The sequence below is a fragment of the Bacillus sp. FSL L8-0152 genome, assembly GCF_038006365.1.
GTDB lineage: Bacteria > Bacillota > Bacilli > Bacillales > Bacillaceae_G > Bacillus_A > Bacillus_A cereus.
The window spans coordinates 293,350-315,679 of the sequence record NZ_JBBOVB010000002.1; the positions used below are offsets into that span (position 1 = coordinate 293,350).

Consider the following 22,330-nt stretch of genomic DNA (forward strand, 5'->3'; position numbering starts at 1 on the left):
TCCTTCTGAGACCTGGGAAATCAATTAACCTATATCCCAATTAAAATCAGTCTCTATTTTTATTTTTTCTTTCTCCTGAGTCGCAGATAAAACAAGTTCTTTTTCCTCACTTGTTAACATTTGAATATCTTTTAGACTAACATTAGGATGAATTGTTATTTCTTCTAATAGAAGGTTAAATCGCCGTCCAAATTCTACTATTGTTGATTTATCAAATAAAGATGTAGCATATTCAAAAGTGAATTCATATATATCTTTATTTTCTTCAGCAATAAGAGTTAAATCAAACTTACTTGTTAGTGTATCTGTGTTTGTTTCCGTGCTAATTTCTAATCCATCCACAACTGTATGTTTTTCATCAGAATTTTGTAATACAAACATGACATCAAATAAAGCACTTCGGCTTAAGTCTCTAGAAAGATCTAATTTTTCCACTAACTGATCAAATGGATACACCTGATGTTCGAAAGCTTCTAACGTATCGTTTTTCACTTTTTTCAAGTGATTAATAAAAGATTGATCTGGATTTATTTGATAACGTAATGCAATTGTATTTACAAACAGCCCCATAAGAGGTAACAGATCAGCATGCGACCTACCTGCAACTGGTGATCCTATAATGACATCCTTTTGTTCCCCATGCTTGTACAGAAAAATAGTGAAGGTAGCCATAAGTAACATAAAAGGTGTCGTATCAGTTTCTAGTGCTATTTTTTTTATTTTTCGAGTAATTTCCTTGTTTACTTGGAAATTATATTGTTCACCCTCAAAACTCTTTACAGGTGGTCGACCTCGATCATATGGTAATTCAAGAACTGGTATATCCCCTGAGAATAATTCTTCCCAGTATTTCTCATGGATATCAAATTCTTTAGAAGATAATAATTTTTGTTCCCACACAGCATAATCTTTATATTGCAAACGATTTTCCGGCAATGTTTCCCCAGCATATAGGGCCTTAAAATCATGCATAAAGATACTTAAAGACACGCCATCTGTTATGATGTGATGAAGGTCAATTACAAGTAAATAACTATGATCTTTTAACTCCTTTAGTCCAGCCCGCATTAACGGAACCTTAGAAAGATTAAATGGTTGTAACCATTTTTTATACTCTCCCTTTATCATTTCTAGCTCAAATGTTACCTGTTCTAATACTCTCTGTACTAACTGATCCCCCTGCCACTCAAACTGTGTTCTGAGTATTTCATGGCGTTTAATAAGCTTTTCAAAGACTAATTCTATCCTTTTCCGGTCCACCGTTCCTTTAAGAATAAAACAACTTGGTACATTGTATGTCATCTGTGCCCCATCCATCTCTTGTAATAACATCATTCTTTTTTGAGTCGATGAAACCGGGTATACCTCAGATTCCGGTACTATTTCTATATCTTGCAACCTATTTTCTTTTGAATTTTTAATAAAATGACTTAAAGTGCTTATTGTTGGATACTCAAAAAGATTTGCCAATGATAATTGTACGTTAAATTCTTTCCATATTTTAGCGTTGATTACAGTAGCATGAAGGGAATGACCACCAAGTGCGAAAAAATTATCTTCCACACCAATACAAGGATTACCTATAACTTCTTTCCATATATCAACTAGCTTTCTCTCCATATCATCGAGTGGTTTTACATAATTAGTAGTCTCCATCGATGGAGAAGAATCTATAATTACATTCTTTGTATTACCTTCTATAACAGAAAAAAGAAATGTCATTATTTGTTCAGCTAAATTTTGCTCGTATTCTGCAGCATGGTGAATTTTATCTGAAATGTTTACTATTCCTTCTTTAGTTACTGATTTTGTTAAGTGCATTTTTATCAATGATCCACGAATTACTCCCCAATTGGCAGCTGCTGTCTTCATAGATTCAGCGATAGTTTGGAAGTCCGAGTGATAACGCTCACCAAGAAACGAAAGCATTTTTGAAAACTTCACTCGGCCATCTACAACTTGACCTAAATGTGAGAATAACGGGACATCATTAAAGTCTAAATATCCATCTGTCTCTTTATTTAAATCAAACCTACTTATTAGTTTCGTAGCAAAAAGGTGCATTTGTGAAAAAATATGTTTTTCATCTTTTATATGTTGTATCCAATTTGACAAATCAGTTGTAATCAATTGAATGTCTGTGATCTCATCCTCAGTAACTTTTAAAGTACTTACTTTTTGATAACCCTTATGAAAAAGTTCTGTTGAAAGTTGTGCATTTTTAACCATAAAATATGGATCGGTAATAATTAAACAGTCTTCTTCGGGCTCATATCCTACAATAACAAATGAATGAACAATATGATTTTTTAGATAATTATCATCCCAAGGAAGCCAGTATGCATTCATGGTTACCACCACAGGAAATCCCGAGTATAATTGTTCTAATATAATTTCAAATCCTTCATCGGATGAATCTGTATCAAATATAGTACTTTTTATACCATGATATTTTTCTAAATCACTTACAAAATAACCAGACTCTGTATATAAACCATCCCCTAGATTTCCATTATCGACAGGAGAAAAACCAAAATCCCATAATCTAGCGTACATTAAATAATGTTTACGCTTAAACCAATTAGCTAACGTAGCAATTACATCATCAATACAATTCTGTTCAGAACTCTTACAAGGCTCTACATCATATAAGATTGAAGAAGTATAATTTCCCATTTACTCACCTCTATATTTTTACCAACAGGAAAAACTATTGTAATTTGGTTATTTCTCTATACTAAGTTGACAGAGATATGTATATATTCTTTAAAAAGCTATCAATTATTATTAACGCATTTCATATAAAGAATCTTATTTCTCGAATCACTTTTTTATTTTAATCATTCTATAATAGGGAGGAGAATTCCCTAACTCATAGTCACCAGAATAAACACTAACATTCTAGAAAGCTAAGAGGGAAAGCTCCTTTAATCCCACAGTATAGCAAGTGTAAATTTAAACTCTTAAAAGTCGTGTTTACAATATGAAGTAATACTAATTATTTTTCTTTTCTGCTATATAAGCAGCTAGTTGTTTAATATTGCGTTTTGTATATGCGACTAAGTCGTCCGTATTAAGATTCTCGTTTTCTAAAGCAAGATCAAGCTCAATAGCTAGTAGAGAATTTCCTCCTAAGTCAAAGAAATCATCCTCTACACCGACAGCTTCAATCTTCAATATACTTTTCCATATTTCAACCAAACGAGATTCTAACTCATTACTAGGAGACATCATACTCTCCTCCTCATTCTTAGGTAAAGATCTAGGTGAAGGTAAGGAATGTCGATCAACCTTTCCACTTGGTGTTAATGGTATGTTTTCAACTTCAATAAAGAAAGTAGGTATCATATAACTCGGAACTAATTTCGCAAGATGCAATTTCAAATCAGAAATGGATACAGGTGATTTTGCTACGAAATAAGCTACAAGTTTTTTCTGCCCATCTTCATCTTGAATGTCTACTATCACTGCTTCTTTAATTGCATGATGTGAAGATAAAGCATCTAAAATTTCCCCTGGCTCAATTCGATATCCTCTAATTTTTAATTGTTCATCATTTCTACCGAGGAATTCTATATTCCCATCAGGTAACCAGCGTGAAAGATCTCCTGTCCTGTACATTTTCTCCCCTTTTACAAATGGGTCTGGTAAAAACTTTTCTTCAGTTAATCTCATTTGATTTACATATCCTCTTGCAAGCCCTTCTCCCGCAATATACAGCTCTCCTACCGCGCCAATAGGCTGAAGTCTCTGTTTTTGATTAAGTATATAAAGCCTTACATTCGGAATAGGCTTTCCAATAGGAATAGTATTATAGTTTTCACTTTCTTGAAGTGAAAATGTACTTGCGATAACCGTCGCCTCAGTAGGACCATACATATTTTCTATTTGAGTCGATAGTCGATGCTTTTTAAATTTATTAACCACCTCATGTGTCAAAGCTTCACCCGCAAGTAATATATACTTTACTTTATTTAAAACCTGGCAATTTTCATTATTAAGTGTATTTACGAATGCCCTAAACATAGACGGTACAAAATTTAATAATTTTACATCATATTTATCTATAGTTCTTAAAATTGCCCTTGGGTTTCGATGTTCCCCATTTTCCATTATTACTAATTTACTACCTACTATGGTCCACCCAAACAACTCTAAAACAGATACATCAAATATATAAGGCGTCTTCAGTAAATACGTATCTGATTCATCCATAGGATATAAATGAGTCATTGAAAATAAGAAATTCACAATACTACAATGTTCAATCATGACTCCTTTTGGTCTACCTGTAGAACCTGAGGTATATAAAATATAAGCTAAGTTATTTGGTTTTCCAGTAACCTCCAGGTTACTTGTATCACCAACGTATAAATTTTCTTGCTTTAAATCAATAATCTCTCCTACAAATGGAATTTCACCTACGTATTTAGATTCTGTAAGTACAAATTGAGGATTACAATCCCCTAAAATATGTTCCATTCGACGTTTTGGATATTCAGGATCAATTGGTACATATGCAGCTCCAGATTTTAGCGCAGCAAATATAGCTATAATCATTTCTACGGATCTTTCCACAACGATACCAATTTTAGTTTCCTGATCTACACCTTTTTGTCTAAGAATACGAGCAAGCTGATTTGCTCGATTATTGATATACGAATAACTGTACGGTATATCATTTGAAATAACTGCGATTTCTTCTGGTTTATTTTCAACCTGATCCTCAAAAAATTGATGAACTAATTTACCCTGAGTAAAATCTAATTTTGTATTATTAAGTTCATTTAACATCCTTGTGGATTCACTTTTACTTAAAACATTAACGTCTTCAATTTTCGCTTCAGGATTAGCTACCATCCACTCTAGCGTATTTATAAAATGCATCATAAATCGCTCTATAGTTTGCGGATAATATAGTCCTGTCGCGTATTCCAATTCTAATCGCAGACCCTCTTCTTCCGGAAATACTTCTATACTCATATCTACCTTTGAAGCTTGATGCTTAATTTCGTATGATTTAAATGTAATATCTTTTATTTTTTCTGATGTTCTTCCGATATTCTGCATTACTAACATGACATCAAATACAGGATTTCGATTAGTATGATAAGCCATGTCTAACTTATCTACTAACTCATCAAATGGGTATTCTTGATATTGAAATGCTTCTAGTGCATTTTCTTTTACTTCATTTAAGAATTGAATTATCGTCTTTTCCGCTTTAGGATGATTTCTCATAGGTAGAGTATTTACAAACATACCTATGAGAGGCTCAAGATCATGATGAATTCTTCCTGCAATTGGAGAGCCTACTATAATATCTTCCTGTTGCGTATACACATGCAATACTATATTTAGTGACGAAAGAAGTACCATATATAAAGTAGCTTCTCTTTCATCCGCAAAGGATTTTAATTTATTAGAAAGTTCAGGTGTTAAATGGAATACTAATCTATCACCTTTAAAAGTTTGATTTAGCCCACGTGGCTTATCGGTTGGGAACATAAGAATTGGTAACTCACCTTTAAACTTCTCTACCCAATACTCTTCAATTTCTTTCAGCCCTTCATCATGTAAACGGTTGGTTTGCCAATTGGCATAATCTTTGTATTGTATTTTAATAGGCTCTAAGGTTTTGCCTGAATATAAATCTATAAACTCTTTTTCTAACTTCGCTAAAGATACTCCATCTGCTATTATGTGATGAAGATCAAATAGTAACAGATATTGATTGAATTCTAATTTCATTAAACCGACGCGCATAAGTGGAGCCCTATCTAACTGAAAAGGACGAACAAATTCCTGTATTAGCTCTTCAATTGTTGATCTATCAGATTTATATAAATGTTCAATTCTAATATCTAAACTATCATGAATAAATTGAACTGGTTCACCTTTAATAAATTGGAATGAAGTTCTTAATGATTCATGACGTTCTACTAATTCTTTGACACATTGTTCTGCCTTTATAAAATCAAACTCACCTTCTATTAACATTGCACCTGGTATATTGTAGGCAGTTCCTATTCCAGCAAAGCGGTTTAATATATATAATCTTTTTTGTGAAGAAGAAGCTTGATAAAATTCTCTATCAGGTACGATCTCAATTTGAGAATAATTTTCCTTCCCTTCATATTTCTCTATATACTCCGCTAATAGCATAATTGTAGGCCTTTGAAACATTTCACGTATAGGTACATCTACACCTAAACGTTTATATATGTGTGAAACTACAGAAGTAATTTGTAATGAATTACCTCCTAATTCGAAAAAGTTATCATTCACACCTATTTTCTCTATTCCAAGTACTACTTTCCATATCTCAGAGAGCATTTGTTCAATTTCATTACATGGTTCAATAAATAAAGCTGTGGATTGCTCCCAAATTGGATCTGGAAGAGCTTTCCGATCTATTTTACCGTTTGATGAGATTGGAAACTGCTCAATCGGGATGATGTATGCAGGAATCATATAAAAAGGTAAATACTCTCTAAGGAATTGGCGTACCTCTTCTACTTTAGCTGAAGAATTCATAACAACATATGCACATAAAACCGGAGCATCTTCTCCCTCTTTTTTACGTGTAATTACAATAGCTTCACCAATTTCAGGATATCGTAATAGCTGCTTTTCTATTTCTCCCAATTCAATTCGTAATCCACGAATTTTGACTTGATCATCCATACGGCCTAAATATTCAAGATTTCCATCTGGTAACCAGCGTGCCAAATCTCCAGTACGATATACCTTGTCATCTATAATAGAAGAACCCTCTTTGTTGATTTGTATAGGAACAAATTTCTCCATAGTTAACTTAGGTTGATTTAAATAACCTCTTGCTAATCCTTCTCCTGAAATACACAATTCCCCAGGAATTCCAACGGGTTGTAATTGTTGATTATCACCCATAATATAAACTTTTTGATTAGCTAGAGGTCTTCCTATTGGTAATTGATTCATAAATTCTAACTCAGCGTGCTGAACATGATAACATGTAGAATCTACAGTTGTCTCTGTAGGTCCATAAGCATTTGTTAAATTTGGTCGGCAGTTTTTATTAAATAAACCAAGGAACTTCTGTGCTAATTTCGGTGGTAATTCCTCTCCAGCAATAATAAAATGTTTAAATGAATATTCTACCTCTTCATCTATAAAATTAGTTAATAATCGAAGATGCATCGGCGTTCCATCAGCAATATTTATTTGCTTTTCTTGATAAAAATTAATTAACTCCTGCCCATCAGTTCTTGCTTCCTCAGGTACTATAAATAAACTATTTCCTAATAGAAGCGCACCGAACATGTTTTGTACTGAAGCGTCAAACTCAAAAGGTGAAACTAACCCGATTCGCATAGAGGAACTATATTTATCATATATTTCATTTTTTAACCCGAATATTAAATTTACAACACTACGATTTTCAACCATAATTCCTTTAGGATTACCTGTTGTTCCAGAAGTAAAAATAACATATGCCAAATCGTAAGGTGTACTTACTGAAGGGAAACTAACCAATTCTGTTTCAAGTAGTTCATTAAAACTTACCATACTACAATCCTGGATTTCCCTTGTAAAATCTTCACTAATAACTTCTGGTTTTACTATACAAAGTGGAGATTTACATTCTTTTAGCATTGCCTCTATCCGTTTATACGGCAAATATATGTTAATAGGTAAATAAGCAGCCCCACTTTTTAAAATACCTAGCAATGCAATTACTGCATCAATTGATCGATTCATCATAAGGCCAACAATGTGTCCTTTTCCAATTCCTTTTTTATGTAGAGAACTGGCAACCAGATCTACCTTTTCTTTTAATTGAGAGTATGTTATTTCTCTTTTGTCATCAGAAACAGCAAGCTTATTTGGATTATGCATGACTTGTTCTTCAAATAACTGTATTACCGTTAAATGATGCGGGTAATCTAACTCAGTTTGATTAAATGTAATTAAATCTCTTACGTCATTATCACTAGCCCAATCTAACTCTATATGTGGTGTATTCGGTTGTAGTAAAGCTTGCTCTAACAAGTCTATAAAATGATGACCAAATCGCGTAACAGTAGATGTTTTGTATAGATGCTCATTAAAATATATACCACCTTCTATACACCCATTTACTTGACGGAAAGAGAATATAATCTCAGCATTGCTCTCACTTAAATAATTTAAATCTTGAATTTCCTCTAGCAAAATTGCAGTACGGAATGGATAATTACGCCCCTCTGGAAGGTAGTTACTCAAAACCGGTTGTAAACTTTCCAATGGGAAATTTTGATGTTCTAAAGCATTAGCCATTACTGTACTAATTTGCTGGAGAATTTGTCTAAATGTCATATGTTCCTCAAGACCATGTCTTAAAACTAACAAAGTATTAATAAGGTTAGTATCACTGTCTTGTTTTAAAACAGGTGTACCAATGCATATATCTTGCAATCTAGTATATTTATTTAACAGTAAAGTAAGTCCAGCAGTAAGAATCATGTGCAATTGAAGATCTGATCCATTTGCTAACTTTAAAATCTTCTCAGACAATTCCTCTTTTAGTTTTATGCTAACATTTGATAAATTCACCTGTTTGTTTGATGTCCGGTAATCATAAGGGAAATGGCAGTCAGCCAGTTCCCCTGATAAGTTTTCTAACCAAAATTCTCTTTCCTTTATTCGTTCATTTGCGGCAATTACTTTATCTTTATTCGCTATTCGTTCAACCATAGTTACTCACTCCTGACAATAATCAATTAAAAGTTAAAATCCCCAAAATCTACTGATACCTTAACTGGTTGCAGTTCTTGAATTTCTTGTTTAAATGAAATATCTTTTAATAAAATTTCAGGATGATCTACAATTTGTTCAAAAATCTCAACATAACGCTCACATAACTTTTGAACCGTGTCCCTAGTATATAAAGAGGTTGCATATTCCATAGTCAGTTCAATTTTATCTTCCAATTCAACCACTCTTAGCAATAAATCCATTTGCGCGCGCTTAAAGTCGTGATCATATGTCTTTAGTTCTAAACCATCGATAAACATATGATCTTCATCCATATTTTGCATAACAAATGAAACATCGAAAAGTGGGTTCCTATTATACGTTCCTTGAAGTCCTAATTGATTAACCAGGTCCTCATATTGACATTTTTGATGTTCAAATGCTTGTAAGACCTGTTCTTTTACTTCAAATAGGAATTGAGTAAACCTTTGTTCAGCTCTTGGATAGTTCCTTATCCCTAACATGTTTACAAATACTCCTATAATATCTTGTAAATCCGCATGTGGGCGACCAGTAATTGGTGAACCAATAACAACATCCTCTTGGCCAGTATATTTACCTAGCAAAATATTATATACAGAGAGCATTAGCGTATATAATGTAGTTTCTTCTTTTGCTAATAAAAGCTTAATTTTCTTGGTAACATTTGAATCAATAGTAAAGGATATTTTACTACCTTTCAGATCTACTATTTCAGGTCTTGTATAATCAGTAGGCATATTCAAGACAGGTACACCATCTTTAAATTGCTCTAGCCAATACTGTTCATGTTTGAGAGCAATTTCTTTTTCTTTTTCACTCTGCTGCCATTCTGAGTAATCCTTATACTGTATTTTTAAGCTTGGTAATTTCTCTCCAGAGTAAAGCGCAAATAGATCTCTAACGAAAATATCATAGGAAACTCCATCTGTTACTATATGATGTAAATCAATAATTAAAATATGTTTTTGTTCTCCCAATCTAATTAACCCTACACGGAAATATGGAGCATTATTAAAATTAAATGGGCAAATAAACTCATTAATTATTTGTTCCACTTCAGATTCAAAGCCCTCAATTTGAGTAATATGGAAATCAGCATGATCATGAATAATTTGTACCGGTTTATCATTTTTCATTTCAATAGTAGTTCTAAATATCTCATGACGCTTAATTAATTGAGTGAACGCCTTTTCTAAACGTTCAATGTTTAATTTTCCATTCAAAAGAATAACGGAAGTATCATTATAAGCTGTACTTTCTGGATACAATCGGTGTAATACATAAAATCTCTTCTGAGCTGAAGAAAGCTGATAATGAGATTTAGGTTCAGCTGGAACAATAACATCAAATTCACTCTTATCTGCCCTTGAAATATAATTTGCTAGTTTCTCAATATTTGATAGAGTAAAGAGTTCTTTAATAGGAACTTCAACATTAAACTCTTTATGAATTTTTGAAACAATAGTAATAGCCTTAAGTGAATCTCCACCAAGTTCCAGAAGATCATCATGAACACCAACTTCTGAAACTTTAAATATATTTCTCCAAATTTTTGAAAGCTTTTCTTCTACCTCATTACGAGGTGCTACATATTCAGTCAAGAGTTGTGGTCTAGAATGGTATAACGTAGAATCTAATTCTTCTTCCTTCTCATCATTGAAAGAATTTAATAACACCCATTGATCAATACGCGCTTGCAGTTCCCCTGGAGAATGAATCAGTACTTCCCCTTGTTTCCATGACAGTGCTATATTAAAGGCCTGAACTCCTTCTTCAGGTGTCATAGATAATTCATGTACACTTGCACCTATCTGCATATCTTTTTCTTCATCTTCCCAGTATTTCCAATCACTCCAATTGACACTTATCCAAGGCAGGTTGGAATAACGATTTATATATTGTGCAAAAACATCCATGTATATATTTGAAGCAGCATATGATACATAACCTAATCCACCTAAGACCGCTGAAATTGAAGACATTAGAACACAAAAATCTAAATCTTTATTTCGTAAGCACTCTTCTAAATTGAGAAGACCATAAATTTTTGCAGAAAATTGTTCCTCACAGTCCTCTTTTTCAAGTTCCTGAATCAAATTAAAAGTCTTTCCACCAAGAATACCTGCACCATGAATTACACCATTAATCTTTCCAAATTTTTGTTCTGCCTTATGAATTGCTTCGTATAGTTGTGATTGATCTGTAACATCAGCAGCAAGTACATAAACTTTAGATCCCGTTTCTTCTATCTCTAAAACTTTACGAATTCTGTCCGAATACATCGTATTTTCCTTCAAATGCATATCCCACTCATCACGATTTGGCAGACCTGTACGTGTAAGAAGAACTAAGTTGGCTTGTACAGTTTGAGCCAAGTGTTTCGCAAGGATTGTGCCAATACCTCCGAGTCCTCCTGTAATAAGGTAAACTCCATTTTTTCGTAAAGGCAGTTTCTCTTTAGCTGGCTGTTCTAGTTGTAAAGGCTCGTAAGTTTGAACAAATCTTTTATTTCCTCGATAAGCAATCATCTTATCATTCGTATTTGAAAGACATTCCTCTACTAATTGATTTATTAACCTACTCTTCCATTCTTTGTTTAGAGGTAAAACAACATCAACACTTGAACAAGAAAGATAAGAATACTCTTGCGGAACAACTAATGACGTTCCAAGTACAGTTGATTTTTCTGGAATTAATTCTTCATCACCAATCACTTGTTGAACACCATTTGTAATAATTCGAATTGAGATTGAATCAGAGATATTCTTGTCTCCTAGTGCCTGAGTTAAGTAAAAAATTGAATAGAATCCTAAGTTCTGTTTACAATTTACATATTCAATTGAGGCTTGTCTTTCCTCATCCGTAATTCCCCACATATGAACTATTCTTGTAGGTAAACCACATATTTCTTGTACTTCATCCAATAACTTAACGTAATCTGTACGTTCTTCAGGATTTATAATGAAGTGATTGTTATTCTCCTTATTAAAACTTAATCCAGGTTCTACTGTAATTACTCTCTGTCCTTTATTTAATAAGTCCTTAACTATTTCATTACCTAACCCTTCTTGATCTACAAAAACAATCCATGTCTCATTCACATCATGGTTTGGTTCAAACAATGTAGAACTTTTCCATTGCGGCGTATAGAACCATTCAGAAATATTGTTATTCTTACTAATTTTAGATTGCTTACTATTAAGCTTTTGACCTAGATCATACGGATTACCTTGTAATTTATAAGATATTTTATTGAAAGAATACATTGGTAATGGGATACGTCTTCTCTTCTCATCTTTATAAAATTGTTCCCAATCTATAGAAATACCTGTTACCCACATTCGAGTGATGTGGCTAAATAAGAAATACATATCTGATACATCTTGTTGAACAGATCGAATCGTATTAAATATTCTTTCATTACCATTTTCATAATCTAAGAGGCGACTAGTAAGCCTACTAAGGTCATTTCCAGGACCAATCTCTATGAATAGACTTGTATTATCCCTATTCAATTCTTGAATTCCATCAGAGAATCGAACAGTTCCACGCATATGTTTTACCCAATAAACTGGGTTTGTTGCTTCTTCAGATCGTATCCAAGTACCAGTCAAGTTTGACAAATAAGGTATTTTAGGTTCCCTGAGTGTTAATGTACTCACATAGGAAGCATACTCGTCCAGAATTGAATCCAGTTCGTGTGAATGTGCTGCTCCTTCTATTGTTACTCGCATACACATTAAACGCTTTTTCTTTAATTCATTTTCAAAATCTACAATTGCTTCTTCTGTCCCAGAAACTATACAAGCTGGACCATTAACTACCGCTAAAGAAATGGTATGTTGATATTCTTTTTCAAAAGAATTAATTAAATGAATTAATTCCTCTTCTGGAAGCGGAACACTAAGCATTACCCCTGCAGGAAGACTACTCATTAGCTGACCTCTTTTTACAACTAATTTAAATGCATCTTCCAAAGTAAATACTTCTGCTAAACAAGCAGCCACATATTCGCCAAATGAATATCCAATCATTGCTTCAGGTTTAATTCCCCAACCCATTAATAGTTTCGCGACTGAGTATTCAAACGCGAAAAGAATTGGTTGACTAAATTCCATTCTTTTCAATTTTTCCGTTGCCTCATCAATACTGAAAGAAGTTGGGTATAACACTTCTTTCATATTTACATTCGTAACAGATTGAAGGATTGCAAAGCATTCATCCATAGCTTCACGGAAAATTGCCTCTTGTTCGTATAATTCTAACCCCATGTTTACATATTGCGATCCGTTCCCAGAAAACAGGAAGTTAATTTTAGGATGTTCCTCTTTTACATTTGCATATTGTACTCTTCTTCCTTCTGGCTGGTTTAATTGTTCAATTCCCTCTTGGGTACTGGAACAAACTAAAGCTCTCCTATGCTTGAATTCCTTACGTCCAATTTGCAATGTATAACTAGCGTCTGCCAAATTCACATGAGGATTCTGTTCAAGGTAATTTCCTAAATTCAAAGTCATACGATCCAAAGCATCTTTCGATTTTGCCGAAATCATTAACATCTGGTATGGTCTACTATTTGAGGTTGCTTCAAGCTTTGGTGCCTCCTCCAAAATAATATGTGCATTTGTACCACCAATACCAAATGAACTAACACCTGCACGTAATGGTTTATTATCCTCTTTCCACTCATTTAATTGTTGATTTACATAAAAAGGTGTCTTTTCAAATCCAATTTGCGTGTTTGGTTTTGTGAAATTCACACTTGGCGGAAGAACCTGATCTTTCATCGCAAAGACCGTTTTAATTAGACCAGCAACACCAGACGCTGCATTTAGATGGCCTACATTTGCTTTAACAGATCCAATTGGTACAGATTGTTTTTCATTAGAGTTAAACACTTCACTAAGCGCCTTGATCTCAATGGTATCTCCTAGTTTAGTAGCAGTTCCGTGTGTTTCAATATAGGAAATGGACTCAGGTTCTACATTTGCTTCATGTTGCGCCATTTTAATAACTTCTACTTGGCCCTCTACACTAGGTGCAGTGTAACCAATTTTCCGATTCCCATCATTATTAATCGCCGTTCCTTTTATTACTGCATGTATAGTATCCCCATCATTTATAGCTTCCTGTAAAGGCTTCAGAACAACAATCCCAACACCGTCTCCAAAAAGCATTCCATTTGCATTTTCATCAAAAGGACGACAATGGCCATCTGAAGAAAACAGCATTCCTTCTTGGTAGGTATAACCTGCTTTTTCAGGTTGAGTTAATGTAATACCCCCAGCTATAGCAATATCACAATGCCCCTGTAATAATGCTTGGCATGCATTATGAATAGCCACCAATGATGTTGAACATCCCGTAAAGATATTCATACTTGGTCCTTTAAGGTTAAATTTGTAAGAAATTTGAGTACTAAGCGAGTCTTTGTCGTTAAGTAATGAAATTAAAAATTGCCCAGCTGGTTCATTTGCCTCTGAAAGAGTAGATAACACTTGCCAATATAAGTTAGGAGATGCCCCACTATATACACCAATTAGGCCCGGATATGTCTCAATATTATATCCAGCATGTTCAAGGGCAGACCACGCACATTCATGAAATACTCGTAGTTGTGGATCCATTAATGATGCATCTTGAGGTGTATAATCAAAGAATGGAGCATCAAAATTATCAGTACCCTCTAAATACCCTTTCGCTTTAACGTAATTAGGGCTTTTTACTTCCATAGGATTCACACCAGATTCAATTAACTCTTCATCTGTAAAAAATTGAATAGACTCTGTTCCAGACTTTATATTATTCCAGAATTCATTTACATTCTGTGCTCCAGGAAAACGTCCATCTATTCCTATAATTGCAATATCGTTATCTTCTTTCGTTTTTCTATTAAAACGTTTTGTATGTTTAACTTGATTCTTTTGTTTACCTCCACTTAAGTACCTAGCTAAAGAACGAATACTTGGATATTCAAACATAACTCCGATTGAAATCTGTTTTTCTAATCTATTAATTAATCTCTCATGAATTTGAATTATATGAAGTGAAGTTGCACCAAGATCAAAGAAATTTTCATTTACATTTACAGTATCAACACTGTAAAACTCTTTCCAAATTCCTATAATTATTTCCTCTACTTCATCTTGGTTTCTAAACTTATCTCCCGTTTTCGTTTGAGTTTCCAATTTAGAAATTCGTTTGCGAGAATTCAGATTAATCCATTGATCAAAACGTTTATTTAAATCTCCTGAGGAAATAATCACCTGATTTAAGCCACTTAAACCAAGCACACATTGGAATGTTTTTTGCCCTTCCTCAGATGTCATTTCAAGCGCTTCTATACTTTGAGCATTGAATATTTTATTAACCTGTTGAGCTCCCGTATACTGCCAATCTCCCCAGTTAATACTGGTCCATCGATTATTAGATGTATTACTCACTTTGTCTGAAAAACTATCTAAGTAAAGGTTTGCTGCTGAATAGGCTACAAAACCTAATCCGCCCAAAATAGGTGAAAGTGATGAAACAAGATAACAAAAATCAAGATCATAATTACTCAATAACTTATCAAGAACTAGCACACCATGTACTTTAGGAAGAAATTGCTCTTCACATTCAATCCTACTTATCTTTTCCATTGGACACTGAGCTGATTTAACACGTAAGACACCTGCAGCATGAATTACCCCATTTATGTGACCAAAATTAGCCTCGGCCTGATGAATCACGTTTCTCATCTGCTCTTCATCAGCAACATCTGCAACAGCTGTCATTACTTTTGCTCCCAATGACTCCAACTTCTGAATATGGTTAATACGTTGACATAATTGTTTGTTTTCAATCTGATCGTGAAGAATCTGATCCCATTCTTCACGATCAGGAAGAGCTGTTCTACTAACTAATATTAGTTTAGCCTTTACTGTACGAGCCAAATATTCTGCTAATTTAAGGCCTACTCCTCCCATTCCACCAGTAATTAAATAAACCCCTTCCGTTCGAATATTCGGAATTTTTGAAGCTAATTCATTTTCATTTATTACTAGCATTTCACTTACTTTTTCATCAGGTATAGGCTCATAGATTCGAATGTAACGAGTGTTATTTCGAATTGCTATTACAGTGTCAATAATGTCCGTTTGAATTTCAGAATATAAGTTTGATATTAATGCTTCTTCATTATCAGACAACATAAAATCTACACTACGGCATCTAATATTTGGATACTCTTGCGGAAATACTTTTATAGGAGCCAAAAGAGTAGATTTTTCTGCAATAACAGACTCGTCTCCTACTACCTTTTGCATATTATTCGTCATAACATTTATATTGATAGGATAAAGTAAATTAAATTTACTAATTGTCTTTGCAAGTGATATTAATGAATAGAATCCAGTATCTAAGGTCTCGATACCTAAATCCTTATTATCCACATTCCATAGGTGAATAATCTCCTCTGGTAAACACTCTTGTTTTTGTAGCTCATTAAATAACTGATAATAATCTTCTTGTTCAGTAGGGCATATTGTAAATTCATTTAAACTAATCTTTTTATATGAAGGACCCAGACCGACTGTTATAACACGATGTCCATCTCTTTCAAGCTTTTCTTTAAGAGCTAAGCCTATATGCTCATTGTCTAAAAATAACAACCAACTTTTAGTAGATTCTTTAGTTACATCTACAATTTCTTTTTCCATCCAACCTGGAGTATAGAACCACTCAGCTATATTAGAACGTTTCTTTATCGATGTTTCTTCACTATTAGTTATATTTTGCTGTTCAACTGGATCTATCCAATATCGTTTTTTCTCAAAAGGATAAGTTGGTAAGGCAATACGTAATCTATATTCCTCTTCATACAGTTTACTCCAATTAATTTCTACCCCTAACTCCCACGCTTGTCCCAATACCTCTAACAAGTCGTTTTGTGGAATAATCTGATTATTATTAATTTCAGAATTTAACAACTCTCCAATATGTACAATCACAGAATTAGGATCTACATCCTTAACTTGTGTTAGAAGTTCTACTTTTTCTCCATGCGTCCATTCTGTATAGTTCTCAACTAATTGATTCAGAACATCTTCTGGCTTAAGAGATTTATTATAAATATCTGAAACCATTCCAGCTAAGCCTGTACCAATAATGTTATAAGGACGTACATCACATTCAATTAATACATCAATAATCGATTGCAAGCAGACGAAGAAGGTTAAATCTTCAACCAAGCTATCATCTGTTCCTTTAAAGAATGCTTCTTTCAATGCTTTTCCAGTATACATTTGGGCATCATTCATATTACGCTCAAATACTTTTAAGAATAATGGTTCCTTTTGGTATAGTTCTTTTACATTCTCAATAATTGATGAGTATTCGCTAGGTAACACAAATACCAAATCTGGATTTTCTTGCGTTTTCACGTGAAAATCTTTAACTGTTTTTAAATTGTCTATGGCGCTATCTATATCCTTACATAAGACCGCTCTTCTATACGAAAATGATCGACGGCCAGTTTGCAATGTGTATGCTACATCTGCTAATTCAACATCTTTATTAGATTCCAGATATTGAACCAAATTTACTGTAGCATTATTTAAAGCTTCTTTTGATCTAGCAGAAAGAACCATTAACTTTTTCTCTCTAGTAGAGGCAGAACTTTTAACTTTAGGCGCTTCTTCTAATACAATATGAACGTTAGTTCCACCATATCCGAAAGCACTCACACCTGCTCGAAGAAGATTATTATCTTCACTTTGCCAATTCACCAAATCAGTATTGATATAAAATGGGCTATCTATAAAATCAATTTTCGAGTTAGGGCGCTTCACATTTAAAGTTGGCGGGAGTTGTTTATGTCTCATAGATAAAACTGTCTTTATAAGTCCCGTTACCCCTGCAGCTGTATCTAAATGACCTACATTACTCTTTACAGAACCAATTGCACAAAACGATTTCTTGTCCACATCTTGAAACGCTCTCTTTAGAGCCTCTACTTCAATAGAGTCGCCTAATGGCGTTGCTGTCCCATGCGTTTCTACATAACTAATAGTAGAAGGATCAACTTCAGCAAAACTATGTGCTGCTTGTATTACTTCAGCCTGTCCCTCAACACTCGGAGCAGTATAGCCTACTTTTCGACCTCCATCATTATTTGCCGCTGATCCTTTAATTACACCATATATCGTATCTCCATCAGCAATCGCATCTTCTAATCTCTTTAGTATTACCATACCTACACCATCACTAAAAACTGCACCCTGGGCTTCTGCATCAAAAGTACGCACTTTGCCATCAGGTGAACTTGTCATTCCTTCATGATATTTATAACCATTCTTTTTAGGATACGTTATAGATACTCCACCTGCAGCTGCAATAGAGCATTCTCCAGTTAACAATGATCTACATGCAAGATGAATGCTCAAAAGGGATGTAGAACAAGCTGTATACAATGTAAAACTCGGTCCCTTAAGTCCCAACTTATAGGATGTAAGCGTTGAAATTGCATCTTTATAGGAAAGAGTACCCGCCTCTGAAAACTCAACCACACTATCACTGTTTAATAATGGCGTGTGCTTCATCCAATTAAAATTAGTAGATGCTCCTACGTATAACCCTATTAATCCTTCATAATCAAATGGATTATAGCCTGCCATCTCTAATGCTTCCCATGTTGTTTCCTGTAACATACGGATCTGAGGATCCATTATTTTCGCTTCTCTAGGTGTATAAGCAAAAAAGGATTCATCAAAATATTCTACTTCCTCCAAATACCCTTTTGCTTTCACAAAATTAGGATGTTGTAAAACATCTAAATTAACACCTTCTTTAATTAACTCGTCTTCAGTAAATGTAGAAATTGAATCAACACCATTTTTTAGGTTATCCCAGAATTGGTTTATTTCATTTGCACCTGGAAATTTACCTGCCATTCCAATAATCGCTATTTCCAAACCAGTTTTACTATCATCTTGATGCTTCATTTTCACTTTCCTCCTATTTTGTTTAATTCGGATTTTCTATGCTTTACATACTCTTAGCTACAATATTTAGCGCTAATACTCCTATTTCATAAACTTAAGCAAAAGAAAAAACACATGAAATTACCCATAAAGTAGCTAAAGTGATTTACATACCTGACAGAAAACAAAAAAATTTAATTACAATTTCTATTCCTGGATTTCAATGATATTTTGAGCACTCATTTTTATTCTAAAAACCTAATACTTTGGTAATAATTCTGTTAATATTACACTTTATGTAGTTAGTAACATATTCACAAGAAGTTTTATTTAAGAAATTAATTTGTAGAGTAATAATTTTGTAGGGGTTTTATGTCATAAAATTAAGCATACTTTTTCCAATATCATATAGAAAAAAACAAAAAAGTGACATACAGTGAATATTGAGAAATAAAATTCATTTATTCCATATCTAACCAAAATAGAACGGATTTTCAATTTTAAATTAGATTTTCTTGCATTTATAATTGCATTCTCTATAAATCATCTATGGTGAGCTTTTAATCATTAAACATAAATGAAGTTATATGCGAAATTTTTTAGTTTAGATGAGAATCTATAAGTGAATCCATTCCAGAGGAATTACATATACTACAATCCTGTTTACCCTTCCGTTCATGTTGTTGATTTTCCGTTATGTTTTGATATGCACATACAATTTTTTATCTTATACCCATAACTATTGTCTTACAGACACTTTATATTATCTTCAAACCCACTATTTCACTGAACTGTAAAATTAAAACCGCTAAATTTCCGAATAAACTGAAAACTTATGAGAAATTGACAAGAAATCTCAATAAGATCTTTTCAATATATCTTAACTTCAATCTCATGGAATCAGGACCCGATAATGATGCTATACAGGGGAGTATTCTATTAAGTAGAATTACAGAAATGATTCTGCTTATGCAGGATAAATTAAAAATTTTCCATTTGATCCTTTAACCTTTATAAAAATCAGGTATTTACATGTTATAAACAAAAAACGTAGGAATATTTAATTCCTACGTTTTTCATAAATAAATTTAATTTATTTATACAATTCCTCAAATTCGTCAATCTCAGCTTTACGCTTTAAAAATAGCTCCATATCTTTATTTTCTCTTTCTATTAACCCCAGAGCATGTGTATCATCCAAGGCTAACTCTTTATATCCCCATATATAATCTATAGTTGTATCGTTAACCTGTTTGTGTTCTGCACAATACCATTCTAAAGGTTGTAACGCATCAGATATTTTAAATAATTCTGCTGGATACCATGATGGTATATTTTCACGTTCTCCTAAGATTAAATATGTTAACTCACCACTTTGTAATTTACATATTCCATAAACAATATACTCTTTTTCAATGGTTAAATTAAATGTTTCCTCTGTTATCTTAGATAGGGCATTTCCGGTATTATATAAACAAGTTACTTTCATAACATATTCCCCTTATTTATTTTTATCTTTAAACTTAAAATTCAACCGTTTCACCTGTCCCCACATCAAATGCTTGATAATACCAAGCATAGCGTTTAAAAAGAAATTCATAATATTGCATAGATACAGAAACGAGTTGAGATATAAAGAATCAATATGAAAGAAAATCAAATTGATATAATATAAACCGCAGGAATTAAATATTTCCACAGTTTTATGTTTATCTAAGGTCCGTTTAATTATTTTACAACAATATAGCATTTACTTAGCATTTTTTCTTTTGCAAATACTTATCTTTCAATTTTTATATCCTTACACCATATTTCTAATTCCATAGGAGGCATAATTATATTACAGGTATATAATTTCAAGCCCTCTTTTTCTACTTCACCGATTTCAATATCATGAATAAAATATGGTAACTGTTCATATGTAAATGTTTTTATTGGCTTTTCTTTTACATATCCCATGGTATGTTTGAAATCTATTCTATAGCAACCGCTAAATTGAAAATCTACGTCTTCATTTTCATCCTTATAAGTTAGGTGTACCTCATCACCAAAATAGTCGCATACTAATTTAGTAACCCATGCATCACAATAGTGTAACTTTTCAAATTCTGCTTGTATTCTCTGTACGTTCATTTTCAACCTCAATTCTTACTTTTTATATGGAATATGAGCATCTGGACTTTTAGCTTCCTGATCAAAGATAATAGCATCATGAATACGTACGTATCCTTTTTCTCCTTGATAATTAACCTCATACCAAGAACCGACTTTCCCAGTTACTTCTATCACTTCACCCTTATTTACACGTTTTGCACGTAATGCTTTTCTTAAATCTGGCTCAAGATATACTTTTTTAACAAGGGATTCTAATGTAACCCATCCTTTAACCATTTCTCCATCTTGATTAAAGGAGAATTTCTTATCTTTATATGTAAAATCTCCTGTTTGTAATGCACCTGAAGGCTGTAGCAAATACCAATTAAACTCTTGCTTCATCCAACCATTTCTTGATTCATGAGAAGCATCAAAATAATACGGTTTCCCATCAACATGTGTAAATCCAGATTGTACAGGACCTAACGGGCCAAAGTAATAAGTTTTTCCGTCAATATGTTGGATTCCAGTTTGCACCACGCCATCGGTTCCCAAATAATAATCGTATCCATTTGTATGTACCCATCCGGTTTGCATAAAACCATCGGTACCAAAATAATAATGTTTTCCATCAATTGATTGGAAACCTGTTATTCTTTGCCCATCTTTTTTATAATACGTCCATTTTCCTTCTTCTTGTACCCATCCTTGTTTATTGTCTAAATAGAGTGCTTCTTTTAATTAATCAATCCATTTTAATCCATTCGCAAGAAGAGCTAATTACTATCTAGTTGTTTATCAAATTTCTTTTGAATATTGGGTGGAAAATATTTTTCAGGATCTTTATGATACTCCGTTATCATAAAATGAGACAAATTCGTAGCTTCCTTTGTTACATCCCATGAACGAACTGGTGATTCACCAATTACAACAGATTCAAATATCCGAACATAACCGACTTCTCCTTGATATTTAACCTGATACCATAACCCCTGCTTTGAAATGACCTCTAAGACATCCCCATCCTTTTTCCATATCCCCGTACTTATTAATTTCAAATGGTTTTCCTTGATAGGTAAATGTTCCTGTTACATACTTCCCATCTTTTAAATAGCTCCAGGAAGTTGCAGAAAAACTCCATCCAGTCTTTAATTTACCAGGCTCACTATAATATAAATCGTCTTTTCCTACCTGTTTTCTCCCTTGGAATAGCCTCCCATCTTTAAAAAAGGAATACTCTATTCCATCTAAAGTAATGTTATCTATTTGCTTACTTCCATCTTTTTGATAATAGTACCAATTCTCATTTTCCTTCACCCAGCCTACTTTATTTAAAACTTCAGCTGCTGCTGTAAAGGTTGGTGCATAGGTAGAGAATAATAAAAATAATGATACTATAAGTCCTATGACTTTCTTCATACTCGCATCTCCTTATCAATTCATTAAAAACTTTTTAATTGTATATTAGATTTTAAAGTCATTAAAAATATTCAATATAAATATGTATAATTGTA

The 22,330-nt window shown here is 33.2% G+C and carries 5 protein-coding genes and 1 pseudogene; all 6 read right to left on the reverse strand.

Annotated elements, in window-relative coordinates; translation table 11 throughout:
• Positions 1-24: 24 nt before the first annotated feature.
• Positions 25-2,676 carry a condensation domain-containing protein gene (locus MHH27_RS29640; protein WP_340945267.1) on the reverse strand — a complete coding sequence of 884 codons (2,652 nt, stop codon included), beginning with the start codon at positions 2,674-2,676 and terminating at the stop codon, positions 25-27.
• Between the two features lie 318 nt (positions 2,677-2,994).
• A complete protein-coding gene (locus MHH27_RS29645) occupies positions 2,995-8,718 on the reverse strand; it encodes an amino acid adenylation domain-containing protein (protein WP_340945270.1) in 5,724 nt (1,907 codons plus the stop codon).
• 26 nt (positions 8,719-8,744) lie between these two features.
• A complete protein-coding gene (locus MHH27_RS29650) occupies positions 8,745-18,743 on the reverse strand; it encodes an SDR family NAD(P)-dependent oxidoreductase (protein WP_340945273.1) in 9,999 nt (3,332 codons plus the stop codon).
• Between the two features lie 1,072 nt (positions 18,744-19,815).
• Complete coding sequence (locus MHH27_RS29655) at positions 19,816-20,211, reverse strand: hypothetical protein (protein WP_098014597.1); 396 nt, start codon at positions 20,209-20,211, stop codon at positions 19,816-19,818.
• A gap of 290 nt (positions 20,212-20,501) precedes the next feature.
• The gene (locus tag MHH27_RS29660) at positions 20,502-20,855 is read right to left on the reverse strand and encodes a hypothetical protein (RefSeq protein WP_340945277.1); all 354 of its coding nucleotides are present in this window, start codon (positions 20,853-20,855) and stop codon (positions 20,502-20,504) included.
• 42 nt (positions 20,856-20,897) lie between these two features.
• Positions 20,898-22,235: pseudogene (locus MHH27_RS29665) on the reverse strand (S-layer protein); the annotation flags it as partial.
• Positions 22,236-22,330 lie beyond the last annotated feature (95 nt).

Excerpts from the sequence above, each read along its gene's own strand:
- MHH27_RS29640 (WP_340945267.1), bottom strand. The coding sequence starts at position 2,676 with ATGGGAAATTATACTTCTTCAATCTTATATGATGTAGAGCCTTGTAAG.
- MHH27_RS29645 (WP_340945270.1), bottom strand. The coding sequence starts at position 8,718 with ATGGTTGAACGAATAGCGAATAAAGATAAAGTAATTGCCGCAAATGAA.
- MHH27_RS29650 (WP_340945273.1), bottom strand. The coding sequence starts at position 18,743 with ATGAAGCATCAAGATGATAGTAAAACTGGTTTGGAAATAGCGATTATT.
- MHH27_RS29655 (WP_098014597.1), bottom strand. The coding sequence starts at position 20,211 with ATGAAAGTAACTTGTTTATATAATACCGGAAATGCCCTATCTAAGATA.
- MHH27_RS29660 (WP_340945277.1), bottom strand. The coding sequence starts at position 20,855 with ATGAACGTACAGAGAATACAAGCAGAATTTGAAAAGTTACACTATTGT.